The organism is Pseudooceanicola aestuarii, from assembly GCF_010614805.1.
Lineage (GTDB): Bacteria > Pseudomonadota > Alphaproteobacteria > Rhodobacterales > Rhodobacteraceae > Pseudooceanicola > Pseudooceanicola aestuarii.
In genome coordinates, this window is record NZ_JAAFZC010000004.1 from 119,171 (window position 1) to 137,495 (window position 18,325).

Sequence of the window (18,325 nt, forward strand, 5' to 3'; positions counted from 1 at the left end):
GACGGACCTCGCACCAACAGGGCAACGCGGTCCGATGGGCCGGGTGTGTCGAACCCTCACGCTCCCGGTTCCGCCCCTTCCCGCGACGCCCATGTCTCGCTCAGGAAGGTGGCGATTGTCTCATGGGCGGCGGCGGCATCATCCACCAGACCCAGCAGGCCGACAAAGCCGTGGATCATACCCGCGTATTCCACATATCGCACCGGCACACCGGCTGTGCGCAGCTGGTTGGCGTAGTCAAAGCCGTCGTCGCGCAGCACGTCGCATTCGGCAGTGACGATCAGCGCGGGGGGCAGATCCGACGTCAGCACCGCGTTGCGGGGACAAGCGCGCCAGTCGTCGCGGCGCGCCGGATCGGGCAGGTAGCGCTCCATGAACCAGGTCATGGTATCGTCTTCCAGCGCGCCATAACCCTTGGCATAGGTGCGCGACGACGCGGTGCCGCCACGATAATCCGTCACCGGGTAGATCAGAACCTGCGCCGCCACCGCGAAATCTGACGCGTCCTGCGCCATCAGGGCGACCACCGCTGCCAGGTTCCCGCCCGCGCTGTCGCCGCAGACCACCAGCCGATCGGCATCGACCCGCAGCGCCCGCGCCTGCGCGGCCACCCAGCGGGCAGCATCGAAACTGTCGTGTACGGCGGCGGGGAACGGATGCTCCGGCCCCATCCGGTAATCGACGGAAACCAGCGTGCAGCCGGTTGCCTGCGCCAGGTGGCGCGCCAGCAGGTCATGGGTGTCGAGGCTGCAAATGACGTGACCGCCGCCGTGGTAATAGACGATCACCGGCGCGGCCTCGGCCTGCGTGGGACGGTAGATCCGCACCGGTACATGGCCGAACCCCGGCCCGGTGGAGGTCTCCTGTACCTCGGCCATCTCCGGCGCCGAGTAGACCTGCCGCCGGGCGGCGGCCTGGGCCTCCGCCTGGGCGCGGGCGGCGGCGACTTCCATGTCCTGGACCTTTTGCAAGTTCAGGGCGGCAAGGCCGTCCAGCAGGGCACGAACCTGGGGGTGAAGATCATCGGGCATGGTCTCTGTCCTTTTCGGATCGGGGCTGTGGCACCGGGATCGCCGGTTCGGCGCCACGGATCAAGGGGTGCCTTCGGCCACGACTCAGGCGGCGTTGCTGCTGTCCCTTGCGTTCTGCAACAACATGTCGGCGGCCTTTTCGGCGATCATGATGGTGGGGGCGTTGGTGTTGCCGCTGACCAGCTGCGGCATCACGGAGGCATCGACCACCAGCAGCCCTTCCACCCCGCGCACCCGCAGGCGCGGATCGACGACAGCCATGGCGTCTCCGGCCGGCCCCATCCGGCAGGAGCCGCCGGCGTGGAAATTGCTGCCCCCCGTCTCGCGGGCGAAGGCTTCGAATTCCGCGTCGGTTCGCACTTCGGCACCGGGCAGCATCTCCGAATGAAAGAACGGCTGAATCGGCGCGGTCTGCATCAGCGCGCGGGCGAATTTCATCGCGCGCACCGCAGCGTGGCAATCGGCGGTGGTGCCCAGGATATTGGTGCGAATCGCCGGCGCATCGCGTGGATCCGCGCTGCGGGCATGGACAGAGCCACGACTTTCGGGGCGCAGCAGCGTCGGACCCAGCGTGATGCCCGGATGATCGTCCAGCCGCCGGTCCTGCATGGAGGCATAGGTGCCCGGAAACACCTGCAAATGCGCATCCGGGGTGGCCAGGTCCGGGCGGGTGCGGAAGAATGCGTTGACGGGATTGGTCGGGCTGGCCAGCACCCCGCGCCCGGTGGTGACATAGCGCATCCCCTCGGCCAGCGCGCGCAGACCGCGCGTGCGTTCGTTGAACGTGCCGGGCCTGCCTTTCAACCGCCAGCGCAGGCGGAACACCTGGTGATCCTGCAATCCCTCGCCGACGCCGGGCAGGTGGTGCACCACCGCAACGCCCAGATCGCGCAGCCGGTCGGCATCGCCGATGCCCGACAGCTCCAGCATCTGCGGCGAACCGTAGACCCCCCCGCACAGGATGACGGCGGCGCCGGCCTGGGCCTCCACCGTCCTGCCACCCTGAAGATAGCGGATGCCGCTGGCGCGTTTGCCGGTGAACATCACCCGTGCCACCTGGGCGCGGGTCTGCACATCCAGATTGGGCCGCGACCGCGCCGGTTTCAGGAACGCCTCCGCCGTGCTGGCCCGCCGGCCACGCCGCATGGTCACCTGCGCCAGGCCGATCCCGTCCTGCGCGGCGCCGTTGAAATCGCGATTGAACGGCAGGCCCATGTCCTGCCCCGCCGCGATCATGGCGCGGCTGATCGGCGTGATCTCGGACTGGTCCGACACTGTCAGCGGGCCGCCGGTGCCGTGAAAGGGATCGCTGCCGCGCGTGTTGTCCTCGGACTTGCGGAAATAGGGCAACACGTCGTCATAGGACCAGCCGGAACATCCCATCTGGGCCCACATGTCGTAATCGCTGCGCTGGCCGCGCATGTAGATCATCCCGTTGATGGAGCTGGACCCGCCCAGCACCTTGCCCCGCGGCAGAAATTCGCGCCGGTCATGGGCGTGCGGCTCGGCCTCGCTTTCGAAACACCAGTTGAGACGGGGATTGGTCAGTACCTTGCCGAAGCCCAGCGGGATCTTCAGCCAGATGTTGCGGTCCTCGGGGCCGGCCTCCAGCAGCAGCACCCGCGTCGCGGGATCGGCGGACAGGCGGTTGGCCAGGACGCATCCGGCCGAGCCGGCACCGGCAATAATGTAATCGTAACGCATCAGCGGAATATCCTGAAAAGAATGAAGCCAGATCCGGCAACCACCTGCCGGACACGGACGGTCAGGCGATCAACGCCCCGCCGTCGACATGCACTTCGGTCCCGGTCATGAACGACGCCTGGTCAGAGGCCAGGAAAACGACGACATTCGCGATCTCGGAGGGGTCGGCGAACCGGCCCAGCGGCAAGCGCGCCAATCGATCCTCCCGCGATCCGGGGCGGGCCACGGCGGCCTGCGCCATCGCCGTCTCCACCATGCCGGGATGGACGGAATTGCAACGGATGTTGTCCGGCGCACCGATCAGGGCGACCGATTTCGTCATCAGCCGTACCGCCCCCTTGGACGCCGCATATTGCGCCGAGCGCCCGCCACTGATTCCCGCCATGGAGGACAGGTTGACGATGGCGCCACCACCCCGGCCGCGCATGCTGGCCATGACCGCGCGGGTGCCCAGGAATGGGCCCTTGGCGTTGATCGCCATGGTCAGATCCCAGGCTGCTTCGCTGAGCTCCTCCAGCGGCGACATGTCAAGGATCCCGGCATTGTTCACCAGTATGTCGACCCCGCCGTGGGCGCGCGTCATGGCCTGCACCACCCGGTCCCAATCGCCGGTCCGGGTGACGTCCAGATCGTGGGCCGCGGCCCGACCGCCAGTGGCGGACAACTCGGCCGCCAGGGCCTGTGCCGCCGGGGTGTCGACATCGCCGATGCCCACGATGGCCCCTTCGGCCACGAAACGGCGCACCACTGCGGCGCCGATCCCCTGTCCGCCCCCCGTCACCAGAACGACCTTGTCCGCCAGGTTCATGCCCGTCTCCCCCTTGCCATCGTGTCAGCCAACATTCACGCCCGCCCCACCATCGACGCGCAAGGAAATCCCGGTGACAAAGCCGGATTCGTCCGACGCCAGATACACCGCCGCATGTGCCACATCCCAGGCGGTCCCCATCTTGTTGCGCAGCGGCACACGGGCGTTGCGCGCCGTTTCCATTTCCGCGCGGGTGGTGCCCAGCAGCGGCGCGCGCATGTCGATGGCCATGGGCGTGTCCATCAGCCCTGGCAAGACCGCATTCGCCCGCACCCCATAGGCCGCATTGGTGATCGCCAGCTGTTCGGTAAAGGCGACCATTGCCGCCTTGCTGGTCTTGTAGGTGACCATCGGATTCTTTTCGATCGCGGCAAGCGAGGCGATATTGATGATCGAGCCACTTTTCTGCGCCCGCATGATCGGCACGACATGCTTGCAGGCCATGATGTTGCCGCGCAGGTTCACTGCCATCACGCGGTCGAAGCCTTCTTCGGTAATGCCCGGCAATTCGGAATCGCCCCCAGCGGTCCCGATGCCGACATTGTAATGCAGCACGTCGATCCGGCCCCATTCAGCCATGCAGGCGGCGGCCATGTCGGCCAGCTGTGCTTCCACAAGCACATCAGCCCGGTAGGCGATGGCTGTGCCGCCTTCGGCGCGCACCTGTTCTGCGGTTTCCTCGGCGCTGGCCAGATCACGGTCCACACACATGACGCGGGCGCCTTCGCGTCCGAACAACAGGCAGGTGGCCCGGCCGTTGCCGATGGTTTCCCCGGGCGATTGGCCCGCCCCGATAACGATGGCGGTCTTGTCCTCTAGCCTCATGCGATTGCTCCTGATGTTGGAATAGGGGCGGGGCCTGTGGGTGCGGCCCCCCTCATTGTGCGGCCTGCGCGGCGGCATCGCGCGCGTCGTCCAGCGGCGGGTCGAAGGCCAGTTCGCGGAAACCCCCGGTAATCACCGCCTCGCAACGCGCACGATAATCCGGTGCGGAGCCGCTGTAGCGGACCAGCCCGCGCTTTTCCTTGCCCTTCACGTTCAGATTGACGCCGGTCATCCAGGAATCGACCTCGTTGGTCAGCAACCCGATGGCCTTTTGCGCGACAAAGGCGTGCCATTCGGCAACCGCCTCGGGTCGGGGGCGTACGGTGGCCAGGCCCCGATCCTCCATCGTGCCGATGGTCCGGGCGATCCAGTCGACATTGTGTTCGATCGAACGGGGCTGGTTGCCAAGCGCGCCGTGCGGCCCCATCACCATGAACATGTTGGGGAAATCCTTGACCATCATGCCGATGAAGGTCGTCGGCCCCGACGACCATTCCTCGCGAAGTGTCCGGCCACCGCTGCCCCGGATGTCGATCCGGTCAAAGCTGCCGGTTATCGCGTCGAACCCGGTCGCATAGATGATCACGTCGAATTCGTAGTCCCGTTCGGTTGTGCGGATGCCTTTGGGCGTGATCCGTTCGATGGGCGTGTCCAGCACGCCGACCAGCTCCACATTCGCCTGGTTGAAACATTCGAAATATCCGGTCTCCTGCGGAACGCGACGGGTGCCAAAGCCGTGATCCTTGGGGATCAGCATTTCGGCAACCTTTGGATCGTCGACGCGCTGGCGGATCTTGTCGGCAATAAAATCGGAGATCAGGCTGTTGGCCTCCCGATTGGTGTGGATGTCGTGAAAGTTGCCCTGCCAAATACCGAAACCAGGAGTATTGTAGAGGTATTCCCAAAATTCATTTCGCTCCTCTTCCGATACTTCCAGGGTACTGCGCGGGTCATGGGTATGGATGAAACAGGCCGCCGTACGCTTGCAATGGGCGAATATCTCGGGGTAGCGGCTTCGAATGTCCTCCATTTCCGCCGCGTCGATGGGCGCATTGTGCAAGGGAGTGCACCAGTTGGGGCGACGCTGAAACACGGTCAGCTGGCTGGCGGATTTGGCGATTTCCTGAATAGCCTGAATACCGCTGGCGCCGGTACCGATGACGGCGACGCGCTTGTTGGCGAAATCAATCCCGGATTTCGGCCACAATCCGGTATGGCACCAGGTTCCCTCGAAATCATCGACCCCTTCGAATTTCGGCATCGTGGGCGCGGAGAGAAGCCCCACCCCGGTGATCAGGTACCGGCTGTGGAAGACAGTGCCGTCGGTCAGTTCCGTGCGCCAAGTTTTGTCGACGTCCTGATAATGTGATGCAGCCACCCGCGAATTGAACCGGATATGCGGTTTCAGGTCCATCTTGTCGGCGACAAAATTGCAATAGCGTTCGATCTCCGGTTGGCCGGCAAAATTTTCCGACCAACTCCATTCCTTCAATACTTCTTCGGAAAAGGAATAGCCGTAGGACCAGCTTTCGGAATCGAACCGGGCACCTGGATACTTGTTCCAATACCAGGTTCCCCCGACACCGGTCCCGGCTTCAAGCACCAGCGCATTCAGGCCGAGTTCCTTTAGGCGGTGAAGTTGGTACATTCCCGACATCCCCGCGCCGATGATGATGGCGTCATAAGGTCTGGGTTCGGTGGCCGGGGCGTTGTCGTGCGGCCCTTGTTGAGTGTTCATTCTGTCTCTCCAAATAGCCGGAGGTGGATTTCCAGGGGCCGAGTTCGGCCATTGTGCTGGCGGCGCAAACGGCCAGCACTGAATGCAATCTTCGAATTGGTGTCCGGTCAGGACATGGCGAAACCCTTGTAATCGTTCGCCACGACCTCATCACATTTCCGGGCATAGGCGGGCAGCCCGGCGTTATAGGGCATGAACACGCGCGGTTTTCCGGGGATATTTGATCCCAGGTACCAGCAATCGGCGTGATAGCGCAGGCTGGGCCGGGCAACTTCGTCGCAATGGCGGACCCATTCGTCTTCTGCCTCGGGTGTTGCCTCGATCAATTCGCAATCGCGATCCCGCACATGGCCAATAGCGTCGGTGATCCATTCCACCGACATTTCGATCGAAGGCAGCATATTGGTGAATACGCTGGGGCTAAGCGGCCCCGTCACGGTGAACATGTTCGGGAACCCGGTAATGGCCATTCCGATGTAATTGCGCGGCCCGGCCTCCCAATGATCCTTCAACGCCACGCCGTCGCGACCACGGATATCCATCCGCAAGTAGCTACCTGTAAAGGCGTCGAAACCCGTTGCATAGACGATGCTGTCGAACTCCTGAACCACGCCGCCCCGCTGGATGCCATTTTGCACGATCCTGTCGATCGGGGTGTTACGGATATCTTTCAGATGCACATTGTCGCGATTGAAGATCTGGAAATATCCAGTGTCCACGCAGATACGTTTTACCCCGATCTCGTTCGTCGGGCACAGAAGCTCGGCGGTTTCGGGATCCTTCACGATGGATCGGATCTTCTTGCGAACGAATTCGGCGGCGAATTCGTTGGTGGCCTTATCATACATGGAATCTGTGTAGCCCCCCAGGAAAGTCAGTCCCCCGCGTTCCCACCGGCGCTGCAATTCCTTCTCCATCACCTCTGGCGGAGTGGATTTCCCTTCGCGTTCCCCAAAGTCGTCCAGAACGCCGCCGTAAACCTGTTTCGCTTCGGCTCGCAGGCGCGGATAATTCGCCTTCACATAGGCGACATACTCCGGATCCTGGGGGCCATTATGCGAAGGAATCGAATAGTTTGGGGTGCGCTGGAACAGGGTGACGTTCTTCGCCTGCTTCGCGATTTCCGGGCTGGATTGCATCGCAGTGGATCCGGTTCCGATAACCGCGACCTCCTGGCCCGTGAAATCAACCGGCTCATGCGGCCAGGAACCGGTAAAATAGGTATTGCCCTTGAAATCGTCCAGGCCTGGAATGTCGGGTTTGTTGAAAGATGACAAACAGCCCACTGCCGTGACAAAGAAATCCGCGCGCGTCGTCTTGCCATCATCTGTGGTCACCGCCCAGATGCCTGCCGCATCTTCGAAATGGGCCGAGGTCACACGGGTGTTGAACTGAATATCCCTTCGCAGATCATAGCGTTCGGCAACATGGCGGGCATAGCGCAAGATTTCGGGCTGGGGCGAATAGCGTTGTGACCATTCCCATTCCTGTTGCAACGCGTTATCGAATTGATAGGAGTATTGCATACTTTCTACATCGACGCGCGCGCCGGGATAACGGTTCCAATACCAGGTTCCACCAACGTCACTGCCCGTTTCGAACGCCTTGGCCGTCAGGCCCATCTTGCGCAGGCGATACAGGGTATACATTCCCGCAAATCCTGCTCCCACGACAATGACATCAAAATCTTTTTTGCTCATTGCACATTCTCCTCTTTACGAGCTTGCGATCCAATGACCGCCAAGCCTTTTTCAAGTCCCGACAATCAGCGGTCAGCCCAGCACCCGGGGCAGGAACAACGCGATATCCGGGAAAACGATCAACAGCGTGACCACGACGAGATCCGCCAACAGGAACCACAAGATTCCGCGAAAGATCGTCGAGGTAGAGGCGACATCGCCCACAACGCCCTTGATCACGAAGACATTCAATCCGATCGGCGGTGTGATCATGCCGATTTCCAGAAACTTGGTCAGAACGACACCGAACCAGACCAGGGAATAATCCGTGGATTCGATGATCGGCAGCAGGATCGGCAGGGTCAGCAGCATTGCGCCCAGCGGTTCCAGGAACATGCCCAGCACCAGGTAGATCAGCGAGATCCCGATCAGCAGGATGATTTCATTGGCGCCCATCGCCACGACGAATTCCGAAAGGTAATCGCCCGCCCCGCTGAACGCCAGGAACCGGGTCAGCAGGCTAGCGCCCACGGCAATGATGAACAGCGCGCCCGAGGTCAGCAGCGTCTCCATCAGGGCAGCGCGGAAATTGGTCAGGGTCAACGTCCGCTTCAGCGCGGCAATGGCCATCGACATGAACGCGCCCACTGCGCCTGCTTCCGTCGGGGTGAAGAAGCCGCCGAACAGACCGCCAAACACGCCGAACACCAGCAGCAGCACGGGCCAGATCTCGCGCAGCGCACGCAGCCGGTCCGCCATGGATGCCCGTTCTTCCAGTCGGGGGGCCAGCGCCGGGTTCAGCGTGGCGCGCACCATCACCACCGTGACATAACCAAAGGCTGTCAGCAGCCCGGCGCCGATGCCGCCCAGGAACAGCTGGTTGATCGGGACTTCGGCGATGATGCCGTACATGATCATCAGGATGCTGGGCGGTATCAGCGCGCCGATGGTGCCCGCCGCCGCCACGGTGCCCGTGGCCAGGCTGACGTCATATTTCTGGCGCAGCATTTCCGGGACCGCGATCCGCCCCATGGCCGCCGCACAGGCGACCGAGGATCCGGTGACCGCCGCAAAGCCCGCTGCGCCGAAGATCGACGCGATGGCCAGTCCGCCGGGCAAGGCCGACAGCCAGACCCGCGCCGCATCGAACAATCCCTTTGTCAGTCCCGCGTGGAAACAGAAGAACCCCATCAACAGGAACATCGGAACAGAACTCAGCTGCCAGGTCGCGGTCATCGAATAGGGGATGATCCCCAATGAACCGAACGCCGCGCGCTCTCCCACCAGGATCCAGATCCCGCCGAAGGACACGCCGATCAACGCAACGCCGATCGGCACGCGCATGGCGATGAGGGTCAACAGCAGGCCGATCCCGGCAAAGCCGATTTGGATATCCGTCATCAAAGCTACTCCGCCCAGGGGATCAAAGAGAAAGGGCCGTCAGTTCGGCCCGGCACAGGGCGGCATGGGCCAACCTTGTCCAACAAGGTGTTGTTTCCATTGACGATGTGCGCGTCTTCATCCTGACTCCTCCCAGAGCGTTCAGCGGTCTTGCTGTGTAGATTACCTAGATGTTTTGTAATGAATAATGAAAATATGCCAATTTTCATACACAATAAGTAATATGTCCGGGCAGCAAAGGCGCCACCCCCCTGCGTGGCATGCTGCGGGCACGGCACCTGGGGCTTCGCGTTTTCCTTGGCCTACCGCAGATGGGGCCGGGTCAGGCGGGCGAAGTTGGCCTTGCATCACTTTTTGTAATGAAAATTGGATGAGTATTCATTATGCATAACGAAACATTCAAGAGACCATCACCGGAATGTCGTTCATCGATTGAGGAGGAATCGCATGAGACTACACCCCCTGCTGCACGCATCCGCGGTCGCCGTCGCCCTGACGGCCACGTTTGATGCCCCCCGGCTGGCCGCCGAAACCCTGAACGCCGCCGTCGGGCTGCCGCCGAAGAATTCCACCGTGCTCAGCTATGAACGCTTTGCCGATTACGTCGCCGAACATTCGGATCTGAAGATCAAGGTCTTCTCGATGTCACTGCTGAGCATGAAGGAAACTTCGCCCGGGCTGCGCGACGGCATGGCCGATCTGGGCTTTGTCCTGCCGGTCTACTACCCGGCCGAATTTTCCGAAAGCAACCTGGTCGCCAATCTGTCGATGTTGTCCACCGCCGGACGCCAGGTCGGCGCGCCGGGCGCGGTCATGACCGGGGCGATGACGGAATACATCCTGGAATGCCCCGACTGCATCGCGGAATATTCCGCGCAGGGGCAGGTTTTCCTGGGCAGCATGGCCAGTGCGTCCTACGTCATGCTGTGCAACACGCCGGTGCAATCCGTCGATGACCTGAAAGGCAAGAAGCTCCGCTCCGGCTCTCCCAACTTTTCCCGCTGGGCGGAGCGGTTCGGCGCCATCTCCGTTTCTCTGTCCGGGAACGAGCAATACGAGGCGCTCAGCCAGGGGGTGATCGACTGCACCATGGCCGCGATGAGCGAGTTGACCAACAATTCGCTGGCCGATGTCGCCAAATACGTCACCACCCAGGTGCCCGGCGGGGTCTTCTCCGGTGCGGCGACGGCCAATTTCAACGCAGATGTCTGGCGCGGACTGACAGCAGAACAGCGCGAAGTCATCCTCAAGGGGATGGCCCGGATGCAGGCCGACATGACGCTGGGCTACCAGGATCTGTCCGACGCCGATGCGGGTACGGCCGCAGAACGCGGCGTGACCCTTCTGGATCCGTCCGAGGATCTTGTCGCGGCGACGAACGCCTTTGTCCAGGACGACATGGCGGTCATCGAACAGCAATTCACCGATGACTACGGCGTTCAGAACACGGGTGCCAAAATCGCCCGGATCACGGAACTGGTGGAGAAATGGAAAGGGCTGGTCGACGCTGCCGATGGCGATGTCGATGCCCTGGCCCAGGTCTATTGGGACGAGACATATTCCAAGCTGGACAGAGCCAGCTTCGGCATGAACTGAGCGCCATCCCGACCGGATGGCCCGCCGCAGCCCGCCCCTTCCGATATCGGGGCGGACTGCGGCCCGAACCGAAACAGGCCGGGCAGCGGGGCGCCCCCTGCACCGGCCCTCACGGGGTGGAGACCTCTCTTATGTATCTAATCGGTCGCATTCTGGCTGTCGTGGTCAAGGTCATCACCTGGACCGGCATGGTCGCGATCATCCTGATGATGACGCAGATCACCGCCGATGTCGCCGGCAAGTTGCTGTTCAACCAGCCTCTGCCCGGCACCATCGCGTTGGTTTCGAACTATTACATGGTTTTCGTGGCCTTCATCCCGTTGGCCTTTGTCGAGACGCGCAATGGCCATATCACCGTGGAAGTCGTAACCGAATTCCTGCCCCGGCATGTCCAGAGGCACCTTTATTCCTGGACCTATCTTCTTTCCGCCGTGGTGTTCGGGCTGCTGGCCTATCAGACCGGCAAAGAGGCGATGACCTCCTACGCGGCGGGCACCTTCATGGTCGAACAGCAGATCAAGGTGATCACATGGCCGTCCTATTTCCTGCTGCCCGTGGGCTGCGGACTGATGACGCTGGTCGTGGTGTACCGCTGGGGTCTCTACGCGACCGGCGCGCGCAGCGGCCTGGGCGAAGTCCCCACCGTCTAACCCCGTGCCCCGAAGAAAGGCCATCCCCGTGACAGACCGCCTGCCCCCCCTGGATCCTGCCGGGTTCACCCCCCGGCAACGGGATATTCACGCCGATATCGTCGCCCGGCGGGGCGGGGCCGGCGGGCCATTCCCGGCCTGGCTGCGCAATCCCGAACTGGCGCATCGGGCGCAGGCCCTGGGGGCCTATTGCCGCTATGACAGCTCTCTGTCGCAGCTGTTGTCGGAACTGGCGATCCTGGTGGTCGCCCGGCATTGGCGGGCCCAGGCGGAATGGGCCATTCACGCCCCCATCGCCGCCCGAGCCGGCCTGCCAGACGACGCGATCCGGGCAATCCGCGCCGGCGCGGATCCGCAACTGGATGATCCGGCTGCCGTGCTGGTGCATGATTACACCGATCAACTGTTGCGCACCAACCGGATCACCGATGCGCTGCATGCGCGCGCCGTGCGGCTGCTGGGCCAGGACGGGGTTGTCGATCTGGTGGCGTTGATCGGGTACTATGGGCTGGTGGCGGTGACGCTGAACGCCTTTGACATGCCTGTCCCAGAAGGCCGCGACATTCCCTTTGACGAAGACACCGGATCAGCCGGCACCGGCGTCTGACCGCCCCGCCGCATCTAGTCTCCCCGCTCCTCCGGCGTGGCCCAACGGTCCGGGTCCTGGCGGTGACGCGCGGCGGTCTGGATGGCGCTGATCATCACCTCGATTCCGGGTTTGTACTCGGCGTTTTCCTTGCGCAGGATGCCGACCGGGCTGACGCTGTGGGAGGTGTCGATGGCCAGCTGCGTCAGCTCTCCGGACGCCAGCTCGCGGGCGAAGACGCTTTCGGGGACCACGGATATCGCGTTGGACCCCAGAAGAAAGGACCGGATGAAGGTCGGCGCCAGCGCGACAATCCGGTCGGTGATGTTGTCATCCATCCCGATCGACGCGATCAGCCGGGCAACATGGGCATTGTCGCTGGGGCTGTTCTCGGGAAGGATCATCTCGAACTTGCTGATCAGCGACACGTCGCAAGGCCGCGCCCGCGCCAAAGGATGGCCCGAGCGGACGACGAAGATGAACGGTTCCACGTAGAGATGTTCGAAGGTCAGCCCGAACATCTCTTCCAACGCGGGCATGTGACCGACCACCAGATCGACCTCATCCGCCAGAAGCTGCTGCATCAGGTATTTCACCGACCCGGTGGATATCTTGACCACGGCGGCCGGAACTTCGCGCTGAACATGGCGGACGGCGGCGGGCAGCATCCCCGCCTCGCAGGACGGCATGGAGCCGACATGCACATGCCATTCCATCCGCGAATGCGCCGCCGTGACACTTTCCACCGCGCGTTCCAGTTCCAGCAGGCAGGCGGCGGCGCGGGGCATGAACAATTCCCCCTGGATGGTCAACTTGGCCCCGCCCCGCCCGCGTTCGATCAGCCGGGTACCGATGATGCTTTCCAGCTCCTTCACCGTCTTGGTGACGGCGGGCTGGCTCAGCGCCAGCGCATCTGCCGCCGCCCCGATCCCGCCGGCCCGAAACACGGCCATGAAGCAGCGCAGGTGACGAATTTTTATGCGTTGCGCGACCATATATTACTTTTCCGACCGAAAATCATGAAAACAGATAGCATGCATAACAAGACATCCCGTCACCGCCCTGTCAAGCGCCCCGACAAGACCGAAGGAACACTTGTACCGACCCCCACTGTTTGAACGGGAAATCTGGCTCCTTCACCGGCTTCCATAACCCAGGGTTATTTTCGCGCTACACCATATCAATTGCTGGCGACGGGCCGCGCCTAGATAGTCCGGGCAAATTCATCCCGTTCCAAGAGGTTGACCCATGCCGGATTATCCGCAACTTTCGCTATTCATCAACGGACAGTGGCGCCAGACCGCCGACACGATCCCCGTGCTCAACCCCGAAGACGAAACCGTCATCGGCACCACGCCCATGGCCCGCCGCACCGATCTGGACGACGCGCTGGAGGCCGCCGAGACCGGCTTCAGGATCTGGAGCCGCACCCCGGCCAAGGAGCGCGCGGCGGTTCTGATGCGCGCCGCCGCGCTGATGCGCGACCGGGCCGACGAGATCGCCCATGCCAACACGCTGGACATGGGCAAGCCGCTGGCAGCCAGCAAGCAGGAGGCGCTGCGCGGCGCCATGATCATGGAATGGGACGCCGCCGAAAGCCTGCGCCAATACGGCCGGGTGATCGAGGGCACGGCTGGCTACCGCAACACCGTCCTGCGCCAGCCCATCGGCCCGGTCGCCGCCTTCTCCACCTGGAATTTTCCGATCAGCACCGCGGTGCGCAAGGTGGCTTCCGGGCTGGCGGCGGGATGTTCGATCATTCTCAAGGCGCCAGAGGACACGCCCTCCGGCGCCTATCACGTCGCGCGCGTGTTCCAGGACGCGGGCCTGCCGGACGGGGTGCTGTCCCTGCTCTATGGCGACGCGCCGGAAATCTCGGGCTACCTTATCCCGCAGACCGCGATCCGGCTGGTCACCTTTACCGGCTCCACCGCCGTGGGCGGCCATTTGGGCACATTGGCCGCGCAACACATGACACCGGTGATCATGGAGCTGGGCGGACATGCGCCGGTTCTGGTCTGCGACGATGTGGACCCGGCACAGATGGGCCAGATGGGCGCGGCGCGGAAGTATCGCAATTCCGGGCAGGTCTGTACCTCGCCGACCCGGTTCTACGTGGCCGAACCGCTGTATGACCAGTTCTGCGACAGTTTCCTGGACCGCGCCCGCGCCACCCGCGTCGGCAGCGGCTTCGATGCGGCGACGGAAATGGGGCCTTTGGTCCACGACCGGCGGCTGGAGGCAATGTCGGCCCTGGTGGAGGACGCCGTGCAACAGGGGGCGGAGCTGAAGCTGGGCGGCAAGCGCCATGGCAACAAAGGCTATTTCTTCGAACCCACGGTGCTGGCCAACGTCCCCGACACCGCCCGGATCATGCAGGAGGAACCCTTTGGTCCGATTGCGATCCTGAACACCATGTCCAGCCTGGACGACGGCATCGCCAAGGCCAACAGCGTGGATTTCGGGCTGGCCGCCTATGGGTTCAGCCACAAGGCCACCAATCTTGACCGCATGGTCGACGGAATCGAGGTCGGGCAATTGTCGCTGAACACCTTCGACACCTCGTTGCCCGAAACCCCGTTCGGCGGCGTGAAATCCAGCGGGCTGGGCCGGGAGGGCGGCGCCGAGGGGCTGAGCCATTACACGGTGGTCAAGAATGTCTCCCACCGGTCTGAAATCGGCTGAGGCGGGCCGCTCCCCCCGGAAGGCGAAAGGCGGCGGCCCATGGGGGTCGCCGCCTTTTTTCGTCCGTGCCGTTCGGGATTACAGCGCGGGCACCGCCAGATCCGCCACCGGATCGGTAACGTTCAGCGTCGCCCCGGTCACAGACTGAAGGTCGTCGAATGACAAAGCTGGCAGCTTCTCGCGCAGCACGAACCGGCCATCCACGACATCGATCACGGCCAGCGAGGTATAGACCCGCGTGATGCAGCCCACCCCGGTCAGGGGCATGGTGCAGCGATCCACCAGTTTCGGCGCGCCGGTCTTGGTCACGTGATCGGTCACCACCGCCACCCGTTTGGCGCTTTGCACCAGGTCCATGGCCCCGCCCACCGCGGGCACGGCGCCCTTGCCTGTGGACCAATTCGCCAGGTCGCCGTTTTCGGCCACCTGGAACGCACCCAGAACCGCCAGGTCCAGGTGGCCGCCCCGCACCATGGCGAAACTGTCGGCATGATGGAAGAAGGCGGCGCCGGGCTTGGTGGTGATGGCTTTCTTGCCGGCGTTCACCAGATCCCAGTCTTCCTGCCCTTCCGCCGGGGCGGCACCGAAACCGGTGACCCCGTTCTCGGTGTGAAAGATCACGTCCCGCCCTTCGGGTTGAAAGCGGGCGATCTTCTCCGGGAAGCCGATCCCGAGATTGACATAGGCGCCATCCGCGATGTCCTGCGCGGCACGCCAGGCGATCTGGTCGTTGGTCAGCTTGATCCGGTCCAGTTGCAAGGTCATGCGGATACCTCCGGGTAGATCGCGCCCTGACGGATCAGGTCTTCTTCCTGCTGGGGGTCGGGCACCTGGACGATCTCGTTCACGAAGATGCCCGGCGTGATGACATGTTCCGGGTCGATCCCGCCGGCCGGGACGATCTGCCGGACCTGCGCGATGGTGCGGGTCGCGGCCATGGCCATCAGCGGGCCGAAGTTGCGCGCGGTCATGCGATAGGTCAGGTTGCCCATCGTATCGGCGGTCTCGGCCTTGATCAGGGCGAAATCGGCCTTCAGCCAGCGTTCCTGCACATAGGTGCGGCCTTCGAATTCGGCGGTGGGTTTGCCCTCTGCCAACTCGGTCCCGAATGCGGTGGGCGTGTAAAAGGCCGGGATGCCCGACCCGCCGGCGCGGATCCGCTCGGCCAGGGTGCCCTGCGGCACCAGTTCCAGTTCGATCTTGCCGGCCAGGTACCGGTCTGTGAACGCCTTGGGATCGGAGGACCGGGGAAAGGTGCAGATCATCTTGTCCACGATGCCCTCCGCGATCAGCGCCGCGATGCCGACCCGCCCGGTGCCGGCGTTGTTGTTGATCACGGTCAACCCGCGTGGGCCGTGGTCGATCAGCGCGTGGATCAGCTCCACCGGCGAGCCGGCGCCGCCGAAACCGCCGATCATCACGGTGGCCCCGTCCCCGATCTGCGCAACGCAGTCGCGGATATCGTCGATTGTCTTGTCCATATCTCCCCCCATTCAGAACCGGATTCCTGTCTGAATTGATCGCGGACCCCGCGAAAGCAAGGAATTCCGTTCGCCAATTGATATTTGTTCGGATGCCGAATAACCGTAACCGCATGTTGAACAAGACCGACACCATCGCTTCCTTTGCCAAGGGGCTTGCCGTTCTCGAATGTTTCACCGCCGATGCCCCGCGACTGGCGATCAAGGACGTGGCCCTGGCCACCGGTCTGGATCGCAGCACGGCGCGGCGCTGCCTGCTGACGCTGACCGAACAGGGATACGCCGAATTCGACGGCAAGTTCTTTACCCTGACGCCGCGGGTGCTGCGGCTGGGCAGCGGGGCGCTGGCCAGCCTGCCCCTGCCCCGGATCGTGCAGCCCTGGCTGGACCAGATGTCGGATCTGCTGGGACAATCCTGTTCCTCGGCCATCCTGGACGAGGGCGAGATCGTGTTTGTCGCCCGCGCGGCGCAACAGCGGATCATGTCCACGGGTCTGATGGTCGGATCGCGTCTGCCTGCGCATTGTACCGCGATGGGGCGCGTCCTGCTGGCCGGCCTCCCGGAGGAGGAGGCCCGCGCCACCGTGCTCGCCGCCGACCTGTCGCCGCAGACGACCTACAGCCTGACGGACCCGGAGGAGATCCTGGACCGGATCGCCACCGTGCGGCGCGACGGGTACGCCTTTGTCAACCAGGAGGCGGCGATCGGTCTCTGGTCATTGTCGGTGCCCGTCCTGAACAAGCAGGATCGCGTCGTTGCCGCGATCAACACCGGGTTTCTCGCCACCGGGCAGGATCCGCAGCCCCGGATCGACATATGCCTGCCCGCGCTGCGCCGGGTGCAGACCGGATTGCGCCGCATCCTGGCCTGAAGCTGTCATATAACTTTCAGGACGCATTCGGGCACGTATTTTCATTATGCATAACAATTAATCCCGTCGATCATCCCGCGCAGCTGGAACACTCGATTGGGAGGAATCGTATGAAACTGACTTCTTTACTTGCGACGATGGCACTGTCGCTGCCCGTGGCGGGCGCCGGCCCCGTGCAGGCGCAGACGCTGAACGCGGCGGTCGGCATGGGGCCGAAAAGCTCCTCCTACATCGCCTACGAGGGGTTCGCCGACTATATCGCACAGAATTCCGACCTGAAGATCAAGGTCTTCTCGATGTCGCTTCTCAGCATGAAGGAAACCGCGCCGGGCATCCGCGACGGGCTGGCCGATCTGGGTTTTGTCGTGCCGGTCTACTACCCGGCCGAATATGCCGAAACGGTCCTGGCGGCGAACCTGTCGATGCTGTCGACCTCCGGCACCAAGGTACAAAGCCCGGGAGCGGCCATGGCCGGCGCAATGACGGAGTTCATTTTCAACTGTCCCGATTGCCTGGCCGAGTACAAGACCCAAAACCAGGTTTACCTGGGCAGCGTGTCCAGCCATGGCTACGACCTGCTGTGCACGCAGCCCGTCACCACCCTTGACGATCTGAAGGGGCTGAAGCTGCGGTCCCCCGGCGGAAACTACTCCCGCTGGGCAGAACATCACGGCGCGATCGCCGTCTCCATGCCTGCCAGCGACACTTACGAGGCGCTCAGCCAGGGGGTCATCGATTGTCACATGGCCTCGGTCAGCGACCTGTCCGACCATTCGCTGTTCGATGTCGTCACCCATGTCACGCCGGGCGTTCCCGGTGGGGCCTTTGCCGGGGTGGCGACCAGCAATTTCAACACCGATGTCTGGCGCGATCTCACCGCCGAGCAACGTCGCGTGGTCCTGCGCGGCGCGGCGCGGATGCAGGCGGAAATGACGCTTGGCTATTTCAACCTGGCGCAGAAAGACCTCGCAGCCGCCCCGGCTGCCGAAGTCGAGATCCTGTCCCCGGACGCGGCGCTGGTCGCCTCTACCGATGCGTTCGTGGCAGACGACCTGGCCGTGATCGGCGCCCAGTTCAGCCGCGATTACGGGGTCGCCGAGGTGGAGACGAAGATCGCCACGCTCAGCGCGCTGGTGGAAAAATGGAAGGGCCTGACCGCCGATCACGCCATGGATCCCGCGGCACTGGAACAGGTCTACTGGGACGAGATCTTCGCAAAGATCGACCCGGAAGCCTACGGGCTGGACTGAGCGGCCCGACCGCCCTCGG

At 63.3% G+C, this 18,325-nt stretch carries 16 protein-coding genes; 6 read left to right on the forward strand and 10 right to left on the reverse strand.

Features of this window, described 5'->3' with window-relative positions:
• Window positions 1–56: 56 nt before the first annotated feature.
• The 7 genes from G5A46_RS18035 to G5A46_RS18065 all read right to left on the reverse strand — a co-directional run bounded on the left by G5A46_RS18035 (window position 57) and on the right by G5A46_RS18065 (window position 9,186).
• Window positions 57–1,031, reverse strand: coding sequence for an alpha/beta hydrolase (locus G5A46_RS18035; RefSeq protein ID WP_163851867.1), 975 nt, complete (start codon window positions 1,029–1,031; stop codon window positions 57–59).
• Window positions 1,032–1,115: 84 nt separating this feature from the next.
• Window positions 1,116–2,735, reverse strand: a complete 1,620-nt coding sequence (locus tag G5A46_RS18040) for a GMC family oxidoreductase (protein WP_163851870.1) — start codon at window positions 2,733–2,735, stop codon at window positions 1,116–1,118.
• Between the two features lie 61 nt (window positions 2,736–2,796).
• Entirely contained in the window at window positions 2,797–3,543 is a 747-nt protein-coding gene (locus G5A46_RS18045; protein WP_163851871.1) for an SDR family NAD(P)-dependent oxidoreductase, read from the reverse strand.
• 24 nt (window positions 3,544–3,567) lie between these two features.
• The gene (locus tag G5A46_RS18050) at window positions 3,568–4,368 is read right to left on the reverse strand and encodes an SDR family NAD(P)-dependent oxidoreductase (protein WP_163851873.1); all 801 of its coding nucleotides are present in this window, start codon (window positions 4,366–4,368) and stop codon (window positions 3,568–3,570) included.
• 52 nt (window positions 4,369–4,420) lie between these two features.
• Complete coding sequence (locus G5A46_RS18055) at window positions 4,421–6,106, reverse strand: flavin-containing monooxygenase (protein WP_163851874.1); 1,686 nt, start codon at window positions 6,104–6,106, stop codon at window positions 4,421–4,423.
• 107 nt (window positions 6,107–6,213) lie between these two features.
• Complete coding sequence (locus G5A46_RS18060) at window positions 6,214–7,806, reverse strand: flavin-containing monooxygenase (RefSeq protein WP_163851876.1); 1,593 nt, start codon at window positions 7,804–7,806, stop codon at window positions 6,214–6,216.
• A 72-nt stretch (window positions 7,807–7,878) separates the two neighbouring features.
• Window positions 7,879–9,186 carry a TRAP transporter large permease gene (locus G5A46_RS18065; protein WP_163851878.1) on the reverse strand — a complete coding sequence of 436 codons (1,308 nt, stop codon included), beginning with the start codon at window positions 9,184–9,186 and terminating at the stop codon, window positions 7,879–7,881.
• A gap of 447 nt (window positions 9,187–9,633) precedes the next feature.
• Between G5A46_RS18065 and G5A46_RS18070 the strand changes: the two genes are divergently transcribed.
• The 3 genes from G5A46_RS18070 to G5A46_RS18080 all read left to right on the forward strand — a co-directional run bounded on the left by G5A46_RS18070 (window position 9,634) and on the right by G5A46_RS18080 (window position 12,039).
• A complete protein-coding gene (locus tag G5A46_RS18070) occupies window positions 9,634–10,782 on the forward strand; it encodes a C4-dicarboxylate TRAP transporter substrate-binding protein (protein ID WP_163851879.1) in 1,149 nt (382 codons plus the stop codon).
• A gap of 131 nt (window positions 10,783–10,913) precedes the next feature.
• Window positions 10,914–11,432, forward strand: a complete 519-nt coding sequence (locus G5A46_RS18075; RefSeq protein ID WP_163851881.1) for a TRAP transporter small permease — start codon at window positions 10,914–10,916, stop codon at window positions 11,430–11,432.
• A 28-nt stretch (window positions 11,433–11,460) separates the two neighbouring features.
• Window positions 11,461–12,039 carry a carboxymuconolactone decarboxylase family protein gene (locus G5A46_RS18080; RefSeq protein WP_163851883.1) on the forward strand — a complete coding sequence of 193 codons (579 nt, stop codon included), beginning with the start codon at window positions 11,461–11,463 and terminating at the stop codon, window positions 12,037–12,039.
• A 14-nt stretch (window positions 12,040–12,053) separates the two neighbouring features.
• Here G5A46_RS18080 and G5A46_RS18085 read toward each other — a convergent pair whose 3' ends face one another.
• Window positions 12,054–13,013, reverse strand: a complete 960-nt coding sequence (locus tag G5A46_RS18085; RefSeq protein ID WP_163851885.1) for a LysR substrate-binding domain-containing protein — start codon at window positions 13,011–13,013, stop codon at window positions 12,054–12,056.
• 253 nt (window positions 13,014–13,266) lie between these two features.
• Here G5A46_RS18085 and G5A46_RS18090 point away from each other — a divergent pair, with 253 nt between their 5' ends.
• Window positions 13,267–14,703 (forward strand): NAD-dependent succinate-semialdehyde dehydrogenase, encoded by a 1,437-nt coding sequence (locus G5A46_RS18090; protein WP_163851887.1) that lies wholly within the window; start codon window positions 13,267–13,269, stop codon window positions 14,701–14,703.
• A gap of 78 nt (window positions 14,704–14,781) precedes the next feature.
• Here G5A46_RS18090 and G5A46_RS18095 read toward each other — a convergent pair whose 3' ends face one another.
• Entirely contained in the window at window positions 14,782–15,468 is a 687-nt protein-coding gene (locus G5A46_RS18095) for a 3-oxoacid CoA-transferase subunit B (protein ID WP_163851889.1), read from the reverse strand.
• A complete protein-coding gene (locus tag G5A46_RS18100) occupies window positions 15,465–16,184 on the reverse strand; it encodes a 3-oxoacid CoA-transferase subunit A (protein ID WP_163851891.1) in 720 nt (239 codons plus the stop codon). Before G5A46_RS18100 ends, G5A46_RS18095 begins: the two co-directional genes overlap by 4 nt.
• A gap of 113 nt (window positions 16,185–16,297) precedes the next feature.
• Between G5A46_RS18100 and G5A46_RS18105 the strand changes: the two genes are divergently transcribed.
• Both G5A46_RS18105 and G5A46_RS18110 read left to right on the forward strand, forming a co-directional pair.
• Window positions 16,298–17,056: an IclR family transcriptional regulator domain-containing protein gene (locus G5A46_RS18105; protein WP_163851893.1), complete on the forward strand. Its 759-nt coding sequence runs from the start codon at window positions 16,298–16,300 to the stop codon at window positions 17,054–17,056.
• 110 nt (window positions 17,057–17,166) lie between these two features.
• Window positions 17,167–18,306: a C4-dicarboxylate TRAP transporter substrate-binding protein gene (locus tag G5A46_RS18110; protein ID WP_163851895.1), complete on the forward strand. Its 1,140-nt coding sequence runs from the start codon at window positions 17,167–17,169 to the stop codon at window positions 18,304–18,306.
• Window positions 18,307–18,325: the final 19 nt, after the last annotated feature.